The following is an 18363-nucleotide window of genomic DNA, read 5'->3' as shown; positions in this document are numbered from 1 at the left end:
CAATAAAAACATTAATCAACGTAGCTGGTATGCTAGTGATTGTAAATGACCCGGATTTCAGTCATTTATTACGCATTCAGAGAGAAATTGATAATCTCCCGGATGACTTTGATTTCGATAAATGCGTTATTGTGGCTAACCAAATAATCGAAAGCGATAAGCTCCCAGCTGACGATGCTGAAAAAGCAACTGGTATGAAGGTATCCTGTACTATACCATGTAAACCGCGTTCCGTTTTTGAAAGCATTAAGGTTGGTATACCGGCTGTTTTGTTCGACCAGGAAATAAAGCAGGCATTTGAGGAATTGGTGGTTAACGAGCTGGCCCAGGCGGACGTTAGCGTGCAGTCTTAATTAAGCAATTGGTTGGAGAAAAAAGGGTAAATTGTGGTAAAATAATATTGGGAATACCGGACTGAGGGCGGGCCTCACCTGCCGGGGGAATTTTTTCCGAAGGGAGGTGGGGAAGGTGAAAATATCAGACGTCTTGCAGCTAATCATCGCCCTACTCCTCGGACTAACCCTTGTGGTGTCCATTGTAAACTTGGCGGTTAAATAGCGTTCCCCGGGTTGTAACGAGCAACCCGGGGAACCTTGAAGCCCCTTGGTAAGTGAGGCACCACACACCGTTCCTCATTTTCAGTATTCCCATTTAAAAAAGGAGTGATAACTTTTAAGTAAATAATATATCCCGAATTAAGTATTGTCAAGAATTGCAAATCCATTTGAAGGAGGCAAATAAGCTTATGAAACGATTATTAATGTTTTTTTCGCTTATATTATTCCTGGCCATGCTAACCATCAACCTGCCGTTTATAACCCACGCCAGCGCGGACGAGCATTTTAACGTATACGACGATCAAAAGAACCTGGTAAAAAGCGTGGTGTTTGTGGTCGGTCATGACCAATACTTCGTCAACGGCCAGACCCCCGGCGTCAAAATGGACGCCAAGCCGTTCATCGACTCCGGCAGGACCTTCGTACCTGTGCGCTACCTGGGCAACGCCTTGGGCGTGGACAACGACCACATCGCCTGGGCCAGCCCCAGGGTGACGTTCAAGCAGCCCGGCTTCCCGGTGGTGGAGTTGACCGTAGGTAACAAGGAGATTAGGAGCAACGGCCAGGCCAAGACGATGGACACGGCCCCCCTGCTGAAAGCAGGCCGTACTTACCTCCCGGCCCGGTGGGTAGCCGAGGCTTTAGGCTACCAGGTGGACTGGGACGCGAAGAACCAGGTGGTGCTGTGCTGGCCCAAAGGCGCGGAGAAGCCGGACGTGAGCAGTGTAATCGGCTACATCGGAAAGCTGCAGCCGCCGGTTGATACCATTCCGGTTAACCCGCCTGCGCCGCCGGTAATACCTACCGGCAGTATGCAAGAGCTGTTCAGTAAAGCCAAGCCGCTGGATGGCAAGCCGTTCAGTTTTGCCGGGTGGAAGTTTGAGCCGAGTATTCAGAATTGGCTGCAGGAAATGTGGGATTTGTCTACTGATCTGCACCCTGTAATCCAGGAGATAACCGTTGACGGTTTAAAACCCAACGGGATAAAACTGGGCGAAGGCATGGGGATTATTATCCATGATGTTAAGGTTGCTAAAGACGGCGTAACAATAACAGCAACGTCTGACGATAGGGTGTTGCCGTCATTTTACCTGGTGGAAGAAGGCAACGTGGTGCGCTACCGTGGCGGCGGCGGGTACATGGGGAAAGAAACAGGTAAGTTAACTTATAGCCCCAATGAAATACCCGGTGGAGAATATAAGCCTGGCTCAAATCCCCCGTTCACGCCTGCTGACTTGACCAAAGTAACCCACATCCTGTTTGAATTCGGCGGGGAACTATTGAACGTCAAAAACCCTATCTATCAAGGGGGTAACAAATAATGTTGAAAAAGTTAATTAACTGGCTGATAGCAGCGGTAATCATCATGGCCGTCCCGGCTGGGGCGGCTTTCGCATTGCCCGGCGAACAGGAACAAATGATCAAGCAAGAAGTAATCGTCGGCTATTTCGACATATGGAAAGGCGACAGCTGGCTGGACACCAACAACGACGGCACACCAGACGCGCCCGGCCAAACGGGTAAATTAACCAAGCCGTTTAACTATTCGGCGGCAGATAAGCTGAACGAGTGGCAAATAACACGGGTGGAGGTTACTTACCCGTTCGGTGCTGATGAATACACTACCGCTGGTGGCCGACAGTACGGCCCGGACGGCAAGCCTGCCCAAATGGATTGGGAGAAATTCAAAAAAAATTACCTAAAGTACCTTCCCCAAAACCTGACGGCCCAAATTGCCGACCAAAACCTGCCCGCCGGCACAGCGTCAGTACAATGGGGGCTTGATTTGCCTTCTAACCCTATATACAATGCACTTGATATTAAAGACCTTAAAAACCGCCAGTACATTGGCTACGAGCCTGCCAACATCGGCAGCATGGTCGAAGGCTGGCGCTGGTACTTACCGGCCATCATCACCTGGTACGGGATACCCAAAGATCAGGAGCAGCCACTCCCTGATTTCTCCGTTACTTTAGGCCGGCATGAATTTAAAAACATGAACCCCGGCGATATAGTAACGCTTACTGCCACATACAAGCTGAACGAGAACCACCCGCAGCCGGAAAAAGCCAAGCTGGGCGCTTTCCATGTCGTAGGGGCGGAATACCCGGTTGAACTGGAGCCGCTTGACCCTAAAGACGCCCTTGACAGCAATGGAGTTATAGAGTTTCAACCAGGCGAAACAAAACAATACAAAATAACCGTAACCGTACAAAACAGAAACAGCGTGGTGCAGGCCAAGGTTTGGCCGGCAGATGCCTCAAATGACGCCGACTGGTCCAATAACCGGGATGAAGCCCAAATCAAGCTGAACCAAAACCTCTGGGTTGAACTGGTTGGCGGCACGGAGTTGGAGACCAGGGAGGGCAATTCCATTAATGTGACCGCCACAATTCACAACGACAGCGGCAGCATGGTTGTAACCCGCCTTGTTTGGATGCTGGACGGAAAGGTAATTAGGGATATTAAAAACTATGACGTTATAAGCCAGGAAAACAACTCCGTAACAGTTGATGCCGGAGTGGGCCTCCATGCTGTGACTGTGGAAGTAAATCCGGACAGGGATAAGCCGGCAAACGAATCAACTTATGACGACAACAAGGCAACCTGTGGGGTTAATGTAATCCCGGTGCAGGAAAAGGTAACGAGTGATATAAAAATAATCGGGCCGGATACATGGGAAGCACTAAAGCCATATCCCTTTAGAGTGCAGATTAGCGGTTACTTACCTTATGAAAAATACACTGTTACCAAACATAGGGCTAACGGAAGCACCTATAAAGTTACCAGGTACCGCAGCAAAACCTATAAAATGAACGTTAAAACCCACGGCGAGGGTGTTTTAACAATAGAATGGACGCCAACTAATGAATTCGGTAACCCTCAAAAAACAATACCCGTTCTAAAGAGTTGGTCGGAGAATTATTCCGAATCGTCAGGCTCGTTTACAAGAACATATAACTATGAATTTCCGATTGTAGGAATGCGTGGTCAGTCCAAATCTAATCTGGTTATTGAAGCAACGGACAGTAGGGCCGGTACCGCGCGTAAAGTGGTAACCATAACCCCGGCACCAGTGAATCGACCGAGTTTAAAGCTTACTTTATAAGGACCGGTTATAGCCCGGTCTTTTTTTATGGGGGTGATTCATTGCTTGTCAAACTAATAAAAAACCAAAAAGGCGCGCTGTCAACCACATTTGCCGTACTGTTGCCACTAATTTTAATTGTAATGGCTTTGGTGCTGGATGGTTTCCGTATTTTTGTGCTAAAGCATGAACTGCAGTCTGTGGTCGATTCTTCAGCCCTGGCCGGTGCCAGCGCGGTAGAAGGTAAGCTCACCATAGACCCCGTTACCGGTTTATCTACCGGCAACGATAAATTGGCCCTGGACGCTAATATGGCAGATATCTACGCCGTACAATTATTAAACGAAAACATAGCTGCACATAATTTTACAGGCCAGGGTATCAATAACATACAAATTGTTGAACATCACGCTATTGACAAAAATGTTGACGGTACGCTTGATGGCTATTTCATCAAGGTAACGGCTAACATTGATTCTCTGCTATATGGGCAACTGACCGGAGCGGGTAAGACAATACAAATCAACCGGGAGGCGGAGGCGGTGGCTGATAAAGATTAATTTAGAAAGCGGGGTCAATAAATTGAGAGAAGTTTATCTGATTTTTATCAATAATTACGCCGGGTTGGTTTTAAACGGCTGGTTGTATAGGTACAAATTGCAATGCGTCGCCAGTGTTTTGGCTGCAAGTCTCATAGCATTGCAATTCCAACTGTTTTACATTCTTGATGTGCTGCTTATTGTCATAGGGATATATTTTATATTTCTGGCTGTTTCGATGCTAATCTGGCGCTACGAATCAAAGAAACTTGGCTTAAAATCACTGGTACTTTATCCAGGATCGGTATTTTGGTTCAAATGGATGCTGGCCAAGAGATGCATCAACGTCCCGGTGCTGGACAGGGTAATTGAAATCCACGTCAACACTAAACAAAAATATCACGACTGGGATGAATACAATCGTGCGTTCGATAATGATATCAGTAAAATAGTCAATTACCTGAAGTCAGGACGATTCGGCAAAAACGTAACAGTAACTTTCAATTCCTTCAACCGCAGGGTGGTGGACAAACTTGAAACAGCCTTCGATGGCCGGGCCACGAGGATAAAACAAGTTGCGTTGCCTAACCTGATAGTGTATTTGTATTTACCGGGCCGGTTCAGAAAGATTCAACTGCAAATGTTCGGAGAGGTGAAGTCAACCCGCGCGGTCCACAGGCCCGAAGCGTGGGACCTGCTGATTTGCAACATCCATTCGGGAGGGATGAGAATTTGAGAAAAATATATGATCTATGGTGGGCGTTTGCGGTGAAAAGAATACTTGGTGAGCCGGAGCCTGCTCATTACTTTTTTCCTGCATATAGTGTCTGTATGATATCTTGTTGCGGATTAATGGTTTTTTATACAGCTATTGGGGTTATACCAGTAACAAAACATTTAAATTCAGGTCACATAATATTGATGACAGCAACGATAATTTATGGGGCTAGTATAGTATATCTTTTTGGCATGACAACTGAGATACTTTTAAAGTATATGGAATACATTAATGACAAAAAGAAGGCAAAAGGCAACACCCCCAATAACAATACTCAAGACAAACAAAACACAATTGAGTTTAGGATTCATAGATTTGGAAACTTTAGAATCCAGCCATTCACGAGTCACGTTTCCAGTAAGAAGCCCTTTGATAGCCAACAAAATTTTTCTACCATCATTGTTGGAACTATACGGGATGGAGTTGCCGACAAGCATTACAACAGATACTGCAAAGAGAAAACGAAAGATGAAAATATTATAAAGAGTAATTTCAGTAAAGTGGATTATGAAAAACAAAATCAATGCTTCGACGGTATTTACAATGTTTCCACCAGCAAAAATAACGAGAGCGGGAAGAATACTGTTTACTTGGGGGACATTGCGGTTGAAAGGGTCTTTACAAATCCCGCCAAAGGGAAACAATCTGACTTGAACTTTAAGACCGCCAAATTGTCCCGAGTATATTTGCGGCCCCTTGCCTACCTCGATTTCTTTTGCCGGTGCTTTAAAAACATACCTAAAAAAGGCATGTCCAAACTCATGGGACAGATGCAAAAAGAGAATGCCAAGATACCAGGCGATGGCGATAATAACCATCATCAAAATGAACAACACTCCTTCGTAGAACAATTAAGTTTGTGTGAAAGGTTCTTATTAATCGCAACAGCATCTTTTTGGGTGCCTCTCGCCTTGCTGGACCGGAGGGAGCAGTTGCGTCAAGAAGACATGGACTATGATGCACTTAGAGAGAAGGCCGATATGCTCAGGTTAACAGATGCTGTTAAAGCCATCCCCATACTCATGCTGCATGTGAGCATTATCTTTTCCGCATATAAACAGATTTCCGCGTTGTTCAAAACGACAACGCGGTTTTTTGGAGTGATTAAATGGTAAAAAGATGGCTTAGGTTTGCAATTCAAAACCATATTGAAAATCCTTTTGGCAATCCATTGTCGGACGCGGACATGTTCTTTATATTTACAGTAATTGGTGTATTAATAATATCCCCATTTGCAGGACTATTTGGTTTGCCAATGATTTCTGGTAATAATGACACAGATAACCAAATTCATTTCATTATTGCGTTTTTTAGTATCTCTTTTTGTATAATGTTAATGTACTTTGGCATTATTACGTTAATGCTTAAAATAACAAAGAAAAATATAAGGCTTATCCCATATGGTCAATATATTTCCGACTATAAATATACTAAGCTAATGTTCTTAACCTGTAGAAAAATAGATGAGTATGGAACGCTAAAATTAAATACAATTGGTTGGCTAAATGGCGATTCTTTATTCAAGCCATTACTAATTAGTAAGCCAAAAATAAGCGGGAATAAGGGTAAACATGATGATGTAAAAAAGCAAACCAGTCAATTTAAACAGATTAAGAAAAATTGGGGGCAGTTCTCTATCATAGCGTTCTTTAACAAAATTAAAGTTGCATTTCTTAGAGATGCAACTTATTGCGATGAGGAGAACAGCCTTGCCATCGCAGTATTGAGCTTTTGGAATGATACCACCAATGGAGTAAGTCAACATATAGTAGCAGGCGATATATGCCCACGAAAGGTTACAACAAACCAAGATCCAGAAAACGATGCAAGAGATGATAATGTTAATAAGGGTACCAGCAGAATAAAAGATAAGAGCTTTCCAAACGGACCCGAATTCGGGCATAATAGTGTTTGCCTTTCCACACCTTCCACCGCCCGGAAACAAATTAAATCTAAAAATGGTACCGTTAATTTCACAATCAGCAATATGCCGGCAAGTACCGATTACGACTTCGTTAGCCTTATAGCCAAGCAGAATGCCGGCAAGGTAATGACCTGTCTCATGTGTAAACAAAAAAATGTATGCTACAACCGGAATAGCAATCGCCAAAATTACCAAGAAGTTAATGGGGTTATTAAAGATACTCATTTTTCAATACCTTTCAAAATTCTCATAGCTTTAACCGCAACCTTTTGGCTGCCCATATATCTTACAGGAAATAGGAGAAATGAGGTAAGAATACTATCTCCGGCTGAATATGCACTATATAAAGAATACGACGAAAACTCTCCATATGCTTTACAAAAAAAAATTCTTTGGCTATTTATTGGTTTTCTCCATTCTTTGGCCGTATATCCACTTGTATTTTTCATAATGCGTAAGTATTTTTGACTATCCCGCAGGGAAGTCCCCGGAGTCATCCTTACGCCTGGGAGTTACTAATCTGTAACATTGTTCGGAGGATGAGATGTTATGAGAAAAATATATGATCTGTGGTGGACGTTTGCATCAAAAAGAATACTTGGTGAGCCGGAGCCTGCTCATTATTATTTTCCCTCATTTAGTAGCTGTCTGATATCTTGTTGTGGGTTAATAGTTATTTATGGGGTAATTGGGGTTATACCAGTAACAAAATATTTAAATTTAGACCATATTATAGTGGCTTTGGTAACGTGGTTTTACGGTGGCGGCATATTATCCCTTTTCGACAAATCAATTGAAATAGCCATGAATCATATTGATTGTTTAAATGACAAAAATGTAATAAGAAGCTGCAATTCCAATAATGAAACCCAAGAATCGCAAAAAATTCATATGCATTTCTTTAATAGGTTTACGAACTTGCATATCCAACCATTCCCGAGTCACGTTTCCCGTAAGGAGTCCTTTGATTGCCAGCAAGATTTTCCTTCCGTCGCTGTTGGAACTATATGGGATGGAATTATCCAGGATCATCAAAACTGCAACTGCGAGGAGAAATCGAAAAATCAAAATGTTATACGGGGTGGTGTCGGTGGAAAGAACAATGATAAGCAGAATCAAAGCTTCGATCACATTTATAATGATTCCCCCGGCAAAAATTATGAGGGCATGAAGGACATTGTGCACTTGGGGAATATGGAGGTTGAAAGGGTCTCTGCAGAACCCACCCAAGGGAAACAATCTGACTTGAACTTTAAGACCGCCAAATTGTCCCGAATATATTTGCGGCCCCTTGCCTACCTCAATTGCTTTTGCCGGTGCTTTAAAGACATATCTAAAAAAGGCATGTCCAAACTCATGGGACAGATGCAAAAAGAGAATGCCAAGATACCAGGCGACGAAAATTGTAATAATCGTCATCAAAGTAAACAACACTCCTTCGCAAATCTATTAAGTTTGCCTGAAAGGTTTTTATTAATTGCAACAGCTTCTTTCTGGGTGCCTCTTGCCTTATTGGATCGGAAGGAAAAGCAGATAGAAATGGGTGAAAGAAATAAAGATTATGATTACTTAAGAGAGAAAGCCGATATGCTTAGGATCATGGATGCTGTTAAGGCTATTCCAATACTGATGCTGCATGGAAGTATCGTATTTAATTTATATCATCACATTTCCGTATTGTTGATACAATACGGTTTTGATTTTTTGTGAAGCAATTAAAAATAAGCAGAAGGAGGTGGTAACAACTTAATACCAAAACATTAGAAAATGAAGGGAGGCAAGCGGTTAACAATACCGCTAATTTTTATGGCAAAAACACTATCAATAAAAAAACCTTTTGTGATGAAAAACTCCGGCTCGTACCTGCTGTTAATCGGGCTGATCCTGGCCGGGTTCGTTGCTTACGGTGTAGTCAACTTCTTGTACATGGCTACCAACTCCGTACCGGTGGTGGTGGCAAAGAATAAAATAATGCCCTACACCGTAATCAAAGCCGACGACCTGGAGATAAAACAACTCCCCCGGGCGGCGGTCCAGCCGACTATGTTTCCGGCCATCCAGCCGATTGTCGGTAAATACGCCCGGACAGTGATCCCGGCGGGATACCCGGTCAGTGCGGATGTTTTCACGGAAGGCAACAGCGCTTCCGGTTCACTGACTGCCGTTTTAAATGAACTGAATGATAAAACTTTACGGGCCAAATCATTCCCCATAGATAAAGTGGGTGCATTAAACGGTAAAATCGGTATAGGCGATAAGGTTGACGTAATCGGCGCCATGAAACTACCACTTGGCGGCGTGCAGCAGCCGATGGCCCAGATCATCGCCAGGGATGTGCCGGTACTTGACCAGTTTGATGGGGGCATAACACTGGCTCTTACGCCGCAACAGGCGCAGGACCTGCAATTCGCGCTGATCGAAGGCACCATAAGCCTGCAGCTATGCGGAGCTGATGCAGATTCTAACGCTGCTAATACGTCGGTTACAACCGCTGATGACTTTGTCAGGCGTTATTTAAAACTGCCCCGGCTACCCGTAGAAGAAAATAAACAAAAATGAAAGGAGGGACTAAATCTTGAAAGTATTAATATGCGACCCCGACGAGACTAGGCTTAATAATCTGGCCCAAGCGCTGCCTGAATACGATGTAATAACTGCAACCTCGGGCAAGGATTGCTTTAGCACCGGTCCGGTGACAGTAGCCTTCATATCAAGCAACATTCAGGACATTATGTGGGACAACCTGGTGGCGGTGCTGGCCCAACAGGGCGTGCTAGTGTATCTTACCGGCCCAACAGAACTGGAACTGTTACAGGCGCTTTTGGAGGCCGGTGGCAAAGGCATTATCGCCCCGGAAGCTGCAGAAATGGAAAAGATACTTAAACGGCTTGATAATGCAGTTGTTTCAATTAACAGTAAGGAGCCGCAGCAGTTGAAAAAAAGGCCTCTGCGCGGCAGGCTTGACCGCACCGCAATTCGTACTGCAAGGCCTGCTGCCGTTGAGGAATTAGCCCCGGTGGCGCCGGTAAATCAGGTTTCAAGCATTAGCCGCAAAAGCGACACTCTGTTCCACAACAGCAAACTGGTAGTGTTTTACGCATTCAAGGGCGGCGTCGGCAAATCCTTGCTCTCTGCATCTACAGCAGTAGCTCTTGCCAACAACCGGGTTAAAAAATTATCCGTTTGCATTGTCGATTTCGACCCGTATAACGGTGATATAGCCAAGATATTCAATATCCAGCAGAACAGCTGCTCCATACTGGACTGGCTGGCCAAAGACGGAGAGGATTTGAAGGACTATCTGGTGGATCATCCTTCCGGAGTTAAAATACTGCCCGGTCCTTGTAATCCCCTGGACGGGCTTGCCATAGGCATAGATGAGGCAAAAAGAATTTTATCAGTGCTTACAAGACGTTTTGACGTTGTTGTAGTAGATACCACCCATATTCCCCGGGATTCGGTTATTGTGGCCATGGAAAATGCCAGTCACGTGTTTATGCTGGGCACTCCCGACCGGATAACCTTGAAAGATGATGCCAATATCGGCCAAACACTGCGCAACGCACAAGTGGATATATCGGGATTTTTTTTGTTAATCAACAGGATGCCCAAGAAAGCGCCGCTCAGGTTATCCGACTACGTAGAACACCTGCCCTGGGATATTAAAATGATTATCCCGGAAGATTACGCTGTTAGCCGTATTATCAATGCAGGCAACCTGCCTGTTTTGGACAGGCGCACCAGGTTGTTTAACCAATCAGTTGCTCAGTTGGTTAATATTATCGAGCCGGTACACGTTGAACAAAGAAAGTTTGCTTTACCATTTTTACGCAGGAGGGCGGTAAATTAAATGGATGAATTCAAAGATTTAAGAATAATAATCAACCGCAGTAAGGAGTCGGGCAATACTGTATTAGCTGTAGGACACCTGGGGAACAGTGACGTCTCCGAAATCAAGGCCAGGGTAAAAACCATGGTCTATAACGATATGGATAAAAGCTTGTTGGGCAACCTGCATCTTCCGGAAGTGCAGCAGAAAGTAAAAGACTATATCAAAAATGCGGTGCTGACCGAAGGTGAAAGACTGTCCCGGATCATGCGCCCGAAACTTTTAGATGTGGCTGATGAAATAATTGACGAAGTAATTGGCCTTGGACCTATTCAGGACTTAATTGACGATCCGGATATAACTGAAATAATGGTCAACGGCCCCGATGCGGTATATGTTGAACGCAACGGGCTCCTGGAGCTTACAGACATAAAATTCGATAATAATAAGCAGGTGCTCAACATTATTGACCGCATTGTATCCCGCATTGGCAGGAAGATTGATGAATCCACACCGATGGTTGACGCAAGGCTACCGGACGGCTCCCGGGTGAACGCTATCATACCGCCGCTATCGTTGATCGGTCCGGTTTTGACGATTAGGAAATTCAGCAAGGAGCCGTATACGCCCTTTGACCTGGTTTTCAGGTTTAATTCCTTCTCCTGCCGGGAAGCGTATCTATTCCAGCAAGCAGTAGAACGGCGGCTGAATATCATGGTCAGCGGCGGTACCGGATCCGGTAAAACAACTCTTTTAAACGTGCTGTCGTCTTTTATACCTGCAACTGAAAGAATAATAACGGTGGAGGACAGCGCCGAGCTGCAATTGCAGCAACCACATGTACTGCCGCTGGAATCAAGACCGCCCAACGTAGAAGGAAAGGGCCAGGTAACAATTCGCGACCTGGTGAAAAACTGCCTGCGCATGCGTCCGGATAGAATTGTCGTGGGTGAGGTACGCAGCGGTGAAGCGCTGGACATGCTCCAGGCCATGAACACCGGCCATGACGGTTCGCTTACGACGGGCCACGCCAACAGCTCGCGTGATATTCTGTCCCGGCTGGAAACCATGGTGCTGCAAGGTGGTATTGACCTGCCGGTACGGGCTATACGCCAGCAGATCGCCAGCGCCATTGACCTGATTATCCACCAGGAACGGTTTAGGGATGAAGGCAAAAGAAGGGTTACGGAAGTTGTTGTGGTGGCGGGCATAGACGGTGTTGACATCATAACTAAAAACGTACTGACCTATGACCGTGAAAAAGACTGCCTGGTACTGGACGAGCATGATAAGGGATATGAAATACTGGCGGAAAAACTGCGCAAGCGCGGGGTTAAACTGCCGGACTGGGTTTGGGGTGGGCTGCCGTGTCGCTTACAATGATACAAGCTCTGTCGTTTTCGTCCATTATCCTGATACTCGGTGCAATGACATCTTTAAGATACGCTCGTAAAGAGTTTGTTCGTCAGATTTTTGAAGTTACAGAAGATAGTCCGGTAAAACTTAAAAGTGGCAAGCCAAGGTTAAGCATTTTTGACAAAACCTTATTAATAGCCCGTAAGGCCGGCTTTAAAAACAGCAACCAGGAGATTGTCTTGATGGTGCTGGGAGTGATGATAGCCAGTTTTGTTATTGGCCTGTTACTGTTCGGCAACCATCTAATAGCTGTACTAATCACTCCGGCCGGGCTTTTTATTTTCTATAACTTCTTGCAAGGTCGCATTAAATACCGCGCAGAAAAACTGTCCGATGAAATGGAGGACTGGCTGTTGGTTCTGGCCAGCCACCTAAAGTCGGGTGTTTCTCTGGCCCAGGCTTTGCGTTTGAGCCTGGACAGGCTTAACGGGCCACTCAGAAATGAGGTTGAGGATATCGTAAAAGCCATTGACTTTGGCAACACAGCCAAAGACGCCCTGGAGATGTTTGAAGAAAGAATACCGGCTGTCGAATATAAGATGGTTACGGTAGCCGTAAGTGTAAATAGCGCACTGGGCGGCAACCTGGCAGAAGCTTTCAGGAATATTGCCGGTAATATTGTAGAAAGGAGGCGTATTATTAATGAAGCCAGGGCGCTGTCCAGCCAGGGTAAGTTGGCCTCCAACGCAATCGCCCTGGTTATTGTGGGCTTGATATGTGTTTTGCGGATATTGAATCCAACTTACCTTGACCCGTTTTTTAAGTCAGCTTTTGGTATATTCATATTTGTTTTGGCCATTGGCTGGGCTGTACTGGGCTGGTGGCTGGTTAGAAAGGTCAGTACACCAAAACTTTATTAAGGGATGTGGGAGTATTTGAATGCCGTATTGGAAAAACTGTCACAGCCGCAAGGCATAGCTATCGTTCTGTTCTGCTCGTTGGCGTTTATTATAGGACACTTCTACGCTACCGAACGCCGACGCAAGCGGCGGGTAAAAGAGCTGTTATACGGTAACCCGAATAATATTAAGGTCAGGAAGAGGTTATGGGACTGGTTCAATAACTTCACAGCACCCTTGCTGCCTAAAAGTTTAAATCTTGTATTAACACAAAATATGCTAAGCAGATCCGGTATCAAAATGTCTCCCCAGGAGTTCTTCGCCGTTCGTGTGGCGGCTGGTGTAATAGGCGGGGGGCTTTTTTCTTTGCTTTTCATACCCGAATTTTTCAAAGTTCTGTTATTCGGTGTGGCAGGTGGATATATGTGCTATATCCTACCCCATACTTACGTGGCCAACAGGTCAATAGCCTTAAAAAACGCCGCGGCCAGGCAGTGTGGCAATTATGTCGACCTGTTGAAAATTGCTGTGGCCGAAGGTGCGGACATTACCCACGCGGTGGAGTTGGTGTCAAAAAACTACCCCGGGGTACTGGCAAGCGCTTTTTTAAATGCAATAAATAAAACGAAAGGAGGTAAGCCTATCATGGAGGCCCTAAAGGAAATGTCCGATTGGCTGGATACAAAGGATGTCACCCTGCTGGTGGACAGCATTGTCCAATCACGCAGAACCGGTACATCACTGGCCAGTGTACTTGAAGCACAAAGTATTCGTATGCGTGATGTGATTAGGACTAAAGCTACTGAGCAGGCACAGAAAGCGCCGGTCAAGATGGTATTTCCACTGTTGTTCTTTATTTTGCCGTCACTGATGGTCATTGCCATGGGGCCGCCGATGATGAAGTTGAACGATATATTTAATTTTTAAGGGGGACTATTATGCTGCGGATATTAAAACGGGAACAGGGCGCTGAAGGAGCGCAACTGGCTGCAGCTATTGCCATAGGTTCGGCAATAGCAATAGGCATTCTAACATACATTTCGCCTCATGTTAAAGCTATTGTTGATAAAGTAATAACAGCTTTATCAAGCTAATAAAACTACTTCACTTAAAAATAATGAAAGGAGTATTTTTATGTTAGAAAAGATTAAAACTTTTCTTCTCAGTGAAAACGGTGGTGAAGGTTCTCAGACAGGGATACTTATTGCTTTGGGCAGTGTGGTTGCCATTGGCATACTTACCTATGCCGGCACCAAAATAAAAGGTGCCGTTGACGCAGGTGGGTCCACGCTTGATAACGCAAGCTCCTGGTCCTACGGTGCCGGCGCGAAAACAAAGTAAAAGCGGTGCAGGTGGCAAAATGGAACTAACCTATAAAATAATTTTGTCTGTAGTGCTGGCGGGGTCGGTATATACCGACCTCCGCTGGCGTTTAATTAAGAACTGGCTGGTATTTCCGGTGCTTATAACTGGTCCGGTATTGCGCTACATAGATGCAGGGCTGCCGGGACTGGGATACGGCTTAAAAGGGATGCTGGCCGGCTTTTTTATGATTTTTATACCTTATCTGATTGTAGGTGGTTTAGGAGCTGGGGACGTAAAGCTCATGGCTGCTATCGGGGTACTAACTGGTCCTTACTTAGCCATGTGGGCGGCATTGTTTGCGTCTTTGTATGGTGCGCTTATTTCGCTAATTATTATAATCAGGGAGAAAAAATTTAAAGAAACCATTTCCTTTACGGTAAATCATTTTGCTTATATAACATTGAAACTGGCCCAGGGCGACTTCTCCCAGACAGAAATGGAGGATACAGGTACTAAAATAGCCTATGCTGTACCGATTACATTAGGGGTTATTACGGCAAGTCTTTTACTCAATGCGGGGTGTTAATTTTGCTTAAAAATAAAAAAGGTTCTTTAGTGGTTGAGATCAGTATATTGTTGCCGCTTATCATATTCATGGCGCTGTCTGTGCTATCAATGGTGCTGTTAGGCTGGGCTAAAATGATAACCTCTGACGCTGCCAGGGAAGCGGCGAGATATGTGGCCCTTAACTTGGGTACAGCGCAGACAAAAGTTGATGAAGTTATCCAGGACGGGAGCCTTAAGACCGCAAACGTAACCGGAGTTACCGTAACGTCGAACACCAACTATGTAACAGTTACGGTTGGCTACGATCAACCTTCCCTGGTGCCCGGTCTGCCGTTACTATTTGGTGGAAGTAGATGGAATGATAATTTCCATATTACAAGCAGTTCGGTATTTAAAAAGGAAAAGCCATAATGGAAATGAGGGAAATGTATGTGTGAAAAACAGCAGAAGATAAGTTTATTTAATTTTATTAAAAATGCTCTTAGAAATTCTCCTAACATGGTAGGACCTGATTATTACCCACACGATTACAATGAAGTGGCTGCTATCATTAAAGGATCAAAAGGAGAAAATTTGGGAGTTGATTCTTTAATATGCTCCGAAGAGTATTTGCCAAAAGTGAAACAATAATTTTTATCTTTTCCTTTATATTATTAATAACACCGTATGTTGTTCAAGTTTTAGCTACACCTCATGAAAAAATAGCAACCGGTTTTGTGTCCGGAGGCCCTGACTATATGACATTTATCGCTAAAATGAAATGGGGAGCTGCAGGCCAATGGAACTACCCTGATAGGTACACAACGGAACCAACCGAAGCAGTGCCAATGTACTGGTTTTACCTGCTGTTGGGCCATCTGGCGGCTTATTTGAAGATACCTCTTCCGGTAATATATCATGTGGCTACTGCCCTGCTGGGTGGGCTTGCAGTGGTTATGCTGTGGCAGTTGACTGATCGCTATTCCAAATACCCCCTGATTGCTTTTTTATTAGCTATTTTTGCATCAGGGGGTATTATTTTAGATTTAGTAGACACTATTTTTAAAACCGACCTGGCCCATTTGGACGGTTTTCTCCAGGGACATATTTATCTGTCACTGAGAGCGTTTCCGCATTATATTGTGGATCTAATAGCTGTGCTGGCAATTTTTTACGCGTATCTAAATGAGAATATGAAACCGAAGTACTTAATCCTGCTGGCGGCAATCGGCGGGTTCATGCTTTCGGCAATTCACCCGTTTCTGTTGGCTCTGGTGCCGGTAGTTTTTGTTTATGCGGTTCTTGTAAATCGAAGCGATATTAAAAAAGCTTTACTAATAAACGTTTCCGCCTTTATAGCTGCAACGCCGCTAACCTTGTTGCTGATAAACTCTATGTTACATATTCCCTGGTTTAATGAGTGGAGAAATCAAACGGCTACCAGTACAACGCCTAATCCATTGGTGTTTCTTGTAGGTATCTATGGACTGTCAGGGGTTTTAGGTTGGTTGAAAGCTATTTCCGAATTGCAAAAGCCTTCTATCTGGACGGTGTGGCTTTTTACGGCTAGTATTATGGCCTACCTTATACCTATAAAAAACAACTACGAGATAACTTTCTTTCTAAGCCTGCCGCTGGGTATGCTTTCAGCTGAGTGGTTAGGCGGTTTAGTTGACCGGGTGCATGGCCTAAAGGCCCATAAAACTGCCAAACATTACGTTTCCACAGTCATTGTATTGCTGTTTATCTGGCCCGGTTTAAGCTATATCCCGGGTATTTTTATAAGCAGTTCATTAAGCAATAAATATCTTCCGGCAAGTTATGTTAATGAGTTGAAAAGTTTGGATAATTCTTCGCGTTACGGTACCGTTGTGCTTTGTAACTTAAATACGGGTAATGTTATTCCAGCGTATACGGAAAATTTAAAACCTTACATTGGGCATCAACTGGAAACTTTACATTACGAAAGTAAGGTAACCCAAGTTGATGCTTTTTTTAGCGGAAGGATGAGCAAAGCTGAAGCAATGGAGTTTTTACAAACTATCAAGGCCCGGTGGGTAATCTATGATCGGGTTTTGCCTGAGAAATCGGCAGATTATACAGCTCTGAAAAATATGTTGGGAGAGCCTTTTTATAATAATAAGGCTTTAATTGTATGGGAGGTGTGCCGTTGATTTATTTTTATCTTGCGGGGTCGGTAATACTTGGCGCAACAGGACACTTGCTTGCCAAGGCAGGCGTGACCAGGGCTGGAAGCGGTCTGATCGCTTTCTTTGATCCGGTTGTTATTGCGGGTATAGCTTGCTTTGGTTTGAGCATGGCATTATGGCTGCCGTTTTTATCGTCCAGGCCGGTATCAGTTGCGGTTCCGGCAACTTCATTAACCTATGTTCTTGTCGCACTTGCCGCGTGGCTAATCAAAGGGGAATTATTAACAACTGTCCAGTGGGGCGGTATTTTAATGGTTGGTGTTGGTGTGTGGTTGCTTAACTTTAAATAGGGGGGAGTTTTTTTTGATAAGTATTGTTGCCCCGGCTTATAATGAAGAGCCGGTAATTGAAAAATTTGTCCGCACAGTGATGGAAACCCTGCAAGGGGTTTTTTCTTTTGAAGTGCTTATTGTTAATGATGGGAGTACGGACAAAACGGGAGAGATTTTAACCCGTCTGCAGGATGAATACAACAACCTGGTTGTCATTAGTCATAATGTTAACCGGGGCCTGGGGGCCGGGCTAAATACCGGCTTTAAGCATGCAAAAGGGGAGATAATTGTAACGCTGGACGCGGATCTATCCCAGCCGCCCAGTTTAATACCGGTAATGATTATAGAAGTTTCACGGGGGGCTGACGTGGTGATCGCTTCCAGGTACGTTAAAGGAGGTAGTATGCAAGGCGTGCCATGGTGGAGAGTCCTTGTTTCCAAGTTGGGTAATTGGCTGATTAAAATGTCTACTGGGGTTAAAGCGCGGGATTGCACATCAGGTATGAGAGCTTATCGAAAGGAGGTTTTAAAAGAGTTAACCGACATCGGTACCGGTTTTGAGGTACAGCTGATGATATTAAAGCAACTGCACCGGGCTAAAATCACTGAAGTGCCTTTGAACCTGGTGAACCGGGCGGCGGGAAAAAGTAAGATGCAATATTTGCGGTTGGTTCCAAGATATTTGGCTTTAATGGCATCCGGAAAATGATTATTTAAACTTAAATGGGGGGAGTTGGTATGCTTGAAATATTAGTAAATCAAATAAACGAGATACGTAATTGTAGTAAGGAAAACTTTAAAGAAAAACTGCACGAGTTACTGAGCCAATACGAAATTAAGAAAATAGCTACTGGACAAACACACCCCGACATATCGGAAAAAATGAACATGTTTCTCATGGCTAAGAGAATGGAAGGCCTTAGTGAAAAAACTTTACGGAATTACCGCAAAACTATTCAAAGTTTCGGGGCATACACAGAAAAACCAGTAAACAAGATTGCCACAGAGGATATAAGAAATTGGCTTTCCAGTTATCCGGAATTAAAAATTAGTACCATTA

General features: G+C 44.4%; 24 protein-coding genes. 21 read left to right on the top strand and 3 right to left on the bottom strand.

Annotated features, from left to right (window positions below):
* From H569_RS0116070 to H569_RS0116045, 5 genes are all read left to right on the top strand, one after another.
* Positions 1-353, top strand: a 353-nt coding sequence (locus tag H569_RS0116070; protein ID WP_027365834.1) for a P-loop NTPase family protein, incomplete at its 5' end; no start/stop codon positions are given.
* Positions 354-745: 392 nt separating this feature from the next.
* Positions 746-1879: a stalk domain-containing protein gene (locus tag H569_RS21470; protein WP_051273714.1), complete on the top strand. Its 1134-nt coding sequence runs from the start codon at positions 746-748 to the stop codon at positions 1877-1879.
* Positions 1879-3666 (top strand): hypothetical protein, encoded by a 1788-nt coding sequence (locus H569_RS21465; RefSeq protein WP_027365833.1) that lies wholly within the window; start codon positions 1879-1881, stop codon positions 3664-3666. The genes H569_RS21470 and H569_RS21465 overlap by 1 nt, the downstream gene beginning before the upstream one ends.
* A 41-nt stretch (positions 3667-3707) precedes the next feature.
* Positions 3708-4205 carry a TadE/TadG family type IV pilus assembly protein gene (locus H569_RS0116050; protein ID WP_051273713.1) on the top strand — a complete coding sequence of 166 codons (498 nt, stop codon included), beginning with the start codon at positions 3708-3710 and terminating at the stop codon, positions 4203-4205.
* A 22-nt stretch (positions 4206-4227) separates the two neighbouring features.
* Positions 4228-4920 carry a hypothetical protein gene (locus H569_RS0116045; protein ID WP_027365831.1) on the top strand — a complete coding sequence of 231 codons (693 nt, stop codon included), beginning with the start codon at positions 4228-4230 and terminating at the stop codon, positions 4918-4920.
* 251 nt (positions 4921-5171) lie between these two features.
* Here the strand turns inward: H569_RS0116045 and H569_RS23720 are convergent, their stop codons facing one another.
* Positions 5172-5780 carry a site-2 protease family protein gene (locus H569_RS23720; protein ID WP_407638096.1) on the bottom strand — a complete coding sequence of 203 codons (609 nt, stop codon included), beginning with the start codon at positions 5778-5780 and terminating at the stop codon, positions 5172-5174.
* A gap of 114 nt (positions 5781-5894) precedes the next feature.
* Here H569_RS23720 and H569_RS23715 point away from each other — a divergent pair, with 114 nt between their 5' ends.
* Positions 5895-6077, top strand: coding sequence for a hypothetical protein (locus tag H569_RS23715; protein ID WP_081411071.1), 183 nt, complete (start codon positions 5895-5897; stop codon positions 6075-6077).
* Between the two features lie 416 nt (positions 6078-6493).
* Here H569_RS23715 and H569_RS23710 read toward each other — a convergent pair whose 3' ends face one another.
* Both H569_RS23710 and H569_RS23705 read right to left on the bottom strand, forming a co-directional pair.
* Positions 6494-7111: a site-2 protease family protein gene (locus tag H569_RS23710; RefSeq protein WP_081411070.1), complete on the bottom strand. Its 618-nt coding sequence runs from the start codon at positions 7109-7111 to the stop codon at positions 6494-6496.
* 597 nt (positions 7112-7708) lie between these two features.
* A complete protein-coding gene (locus H569_RS23705) occupies positions 7709-8305 on the bottom strand; it encodes a site-2 protease family protein (RefSeq protein ID WP_407638095.1) in 597 nt (198 codons plus the stop codon).
* 36 nt (positions 8306-8341) lie between these two features.
* Between H569_RS23705 and H569_RS23700 the strand changes: the two genes are divergently transcribed.
* From H569_RS23700 to H569_RS20660, 15 genes are all read left to right on the top strand, one after another.
* Positions 8342-8596, top strand: coding sequence for a hypothetical protein (locus H569_RS23700; protein WP_081411068.1), 255 nt, complete (start codon positions 8342-8344; stop codon positions 8594-8596).
* A 96-nt stretch (positions 8597-8692) separates the two neighbouring features.
* Positions 8693-9445, top strand: coding sequence for a Flp pilus assembly protein CpaB (gene cpaB, locus H569_RS20675; RefSeq protein ID WP_157833561.1), 753 nt, complete (start codon positions 8693-8695; stop codon positions 9443-9445).
* 16 nt (positions 9446-9461) lie between these two features.
* Positions 9462-10736 (top strand): AAA family ATPase, encoded by a 1275-nt coding sequence (locus tag H569_RS0116020; RefSeq protein WP_027365827.1) that lies wholly within the window; start codon positions 9462-9464, stop codon positions 10734-10736.
* A complete protein-coding gene (locus H569_RS20670) occupies positions 10737-12098 on the top strand; it encodes a CpaF family protein (RefSeq protein WP_051273711.1) in 1362 nt (453 codons plus the stop codon). It abuts the gene before it with no gap.
* The gene (locus H569_RS0116010) at positions 12083-12991 is read left to right on the top strand and encodes a type II secretion system F family protein (protein WP_034631017.1); all 909 of its coding nucleotides are present in this window, start codon (positions 12083-12085) and stop codon (positions 12989-12991) included. The genes H569_RS20670 and H569_RS0116010 overlap by 16 nt, the downstream gene beginning before the upstream one ends.
* A gap of 15 nt (positions 12992-13006) precedes the next feature.
* Positions 13007-13897 (top strand): type II secretion system F family protein, encoded by an 891-nt coding sequence (locus H569_RS0116005; RefSeq protein WP_027365825.1) that lies wholly within the window; start codon positions 13007-13009, stop codon positions 13895-13897.
* 11 nt (positions 13898-13908) lie between these two features.
* A complete protein-coding gene (locus tag H569_RS22625) occupies positions 13909-14064 on the top strand; it encodes a hypothetical protein (protein ID WP_157833560.1) in 156 nt (51 codons plus the stop codon).
* A 40-nt stretch (positions 14065-14104) separates the two neighbouring features.
* Complete coding sequence (locus tag H569_RS0115995) at positions 14105-14311, top strand: hypothetical protein (RefSeq protein ID WP_027365824.1); 207 nt, start codon at positions 14105-14107, stop codon at positions 14309-14311.
* Positions 14312-14330: 19 nt separating this feature from the next.
* The gene (locus tag H569_RS20665; protein WP_051273710.1) at positions 14331-14861 is read left to right on the top strand and encodes an A24 family peptidase; all 531 of its coding nucleotides are present in this window, start codon (positions 14331-14333) and stop codon (positions 14859-14861) included.
* A 2-nt stretch (positions 14862-14863) separates the two neighbouring features.
* Positions 14864-15253 (top strand): TadE/TadG family type IV pilus assembly protein, encoded by a 390-nt coding sequence (locus tag H569_RS0115985; RefSeq protein ID WP_407638094.1) that lies wholly within the window; start codon positions 14864-14866, stop codon positions 15251-15253.
* A gap of 18 nt (positions 15254-15271) precedes the next feature.
* Complete coding sequence (locus H569_RS0115980; RefSeq protein ID WP_027365822.1) at positions 15272-15472, top strand: hypothetical protein; 201 nt, start codon at positions 15272-15274, stop codon at positions 15470-15472.
* A 107-nt stretch (positions 15473-15579) separates the two neighbouring features.
* Positions 15580-16995 (top strand): hypothetical protein, encoded by a 1416-nt coding sequence (locus H569_RS0115975; protein WP_157833559.1) that lies wholly within the window; start codon positions 15580-15582, stop codon positions 16993-16995.
* Positions 16992-17321 carry an EamA family transporter gene (locus H569_RS0115970; RefSeq protein ID WP_238492585.1) on the top strand — a complete coding sequence of 110 codons (330 nt, stop codon included), beginning with the start codon at positions 16992-16994 and terminating at the stop codon, positions 17319-17321. The genes H569_RS0115975 and H569_RS0115970 overlap by 4 nt, the downstream gene beginning before the upstream one ends.
* A 13-nt stretch (positions 17322-17334) precedes the next feature.
* Positions 17335-18012, top strand: a complete 678-nt coding sequence (locus H569_RS0115965; protein ID WP_027365819.1) for a glycosyltransferase family 2 protein — start codon at positions 17335-17337, stop codon at positions 18010-18012.
* A gap of 29 nt (positions 18013-18041) precedes the next feature.
* Positions 18042-18363, top strand: a 322-nt coding sequence (locus H569_RS20660) for a phage integrase N-terminal SAM-like domain-containing protein (RefSeq protein ID WP_034631015.1), incomplete at its 3' end; no start/stop codon positions are given.

The organism is Desulfotruncus alcoholivorax DSM 16058, assembly GCF_000430885.1.
Lineage (GTDB): Bacteria > Bacillota > Desulfotomaculia > Desulfotomaculales > Desulfallaceae > Desulfotruncus > Desulfotruncus alcoholivorax.
This window is presented reverse-complemented; position numbering and strand designations above follow the sequence as displayed.

Bases quoted from the DNA above. Each gene is read 5' to 3' on its own strand.
- H569_RS21470 (WP_051273714.1), top strand. From the start codon at position 746: ATGAAACGATTATTAATGTTTTTTTCGCTTATATTATTCCTGGCCATG.
- H569_RS21465 (WP_027365833.1), top strand. From the start codon at position 1,879: ATGTTGAAAAAGTTAATTAACTGGCTGATAGCAGCGGTAATCATCATG.
- H569_RS23720 (WP_407638096.1), bottom strand. From the start codon at position 5,780: ATGGTTATTATCGCCATCGCCTGGTATCTTGGCATTCTCTTTTTGCAT.
- H569_RS23710 (WP_081411070.1), bottom strand. From the start codon at position 7,111: ATGAGTATCTTTAATAACCCCATTAACTTCTTGGTAATTTTGGCGATT.
- H569_RS23705 (WP_407638095.1), bottom strand. From the start codon at position 8,305: ATGACGATTATTACAATTTTCGTCGCCTGGTATCTTGGCATTCTCTTT.
- cpaB (WP_157833561.1), top strand. From the start codon at position 8,693: ATGGCAAAAACACTATCAATAAAAAAACCTTTTGTGATGAAAAACTCC.
- H569_RS20670 (WP_051273711.1), top strand. From the start codon at position 10,737: ATGGATGAATTCAAAGATTTAAGAATAATAATCAACCGCAGTAAGGAG.
- H569_RS22625 (WP_157833560.1), top strand. From the start codon at position 13,909: ATGCTGCGGATATTAAAACGGGAACAGGGCGCTGAAGGAGCGCAACTG.
- H569_RS0115995 (WP_027365824.1), top strand. From the start codon at position 14,105: ATGTTAGAAAAGATTAAAACTTTTCTTCTCAGTGAAAACGGTGGTGAA.
- H569_RS20665 (WP_051273710.1), top strand. From the start codon at position 14,331: ATGGAACTAACCTATAAAATAATTTTGTCTGTAGTGCTGGCGGGGTCG.
- H569_RS0115980 (WP_027365822.1), top strand. From the start codon at position 15,272: ATGTGTGAAAAACAGCAGAAGATAAGTTTATTTAATTTTATTAAAAAT.
- H569_RS0115975 (WP_157833559.1), top strand. From the start codon at position 15,580: ATGACATTTATCGCTAAAATGAAATGGGGAGCTGCAGGCCAATGGAAC.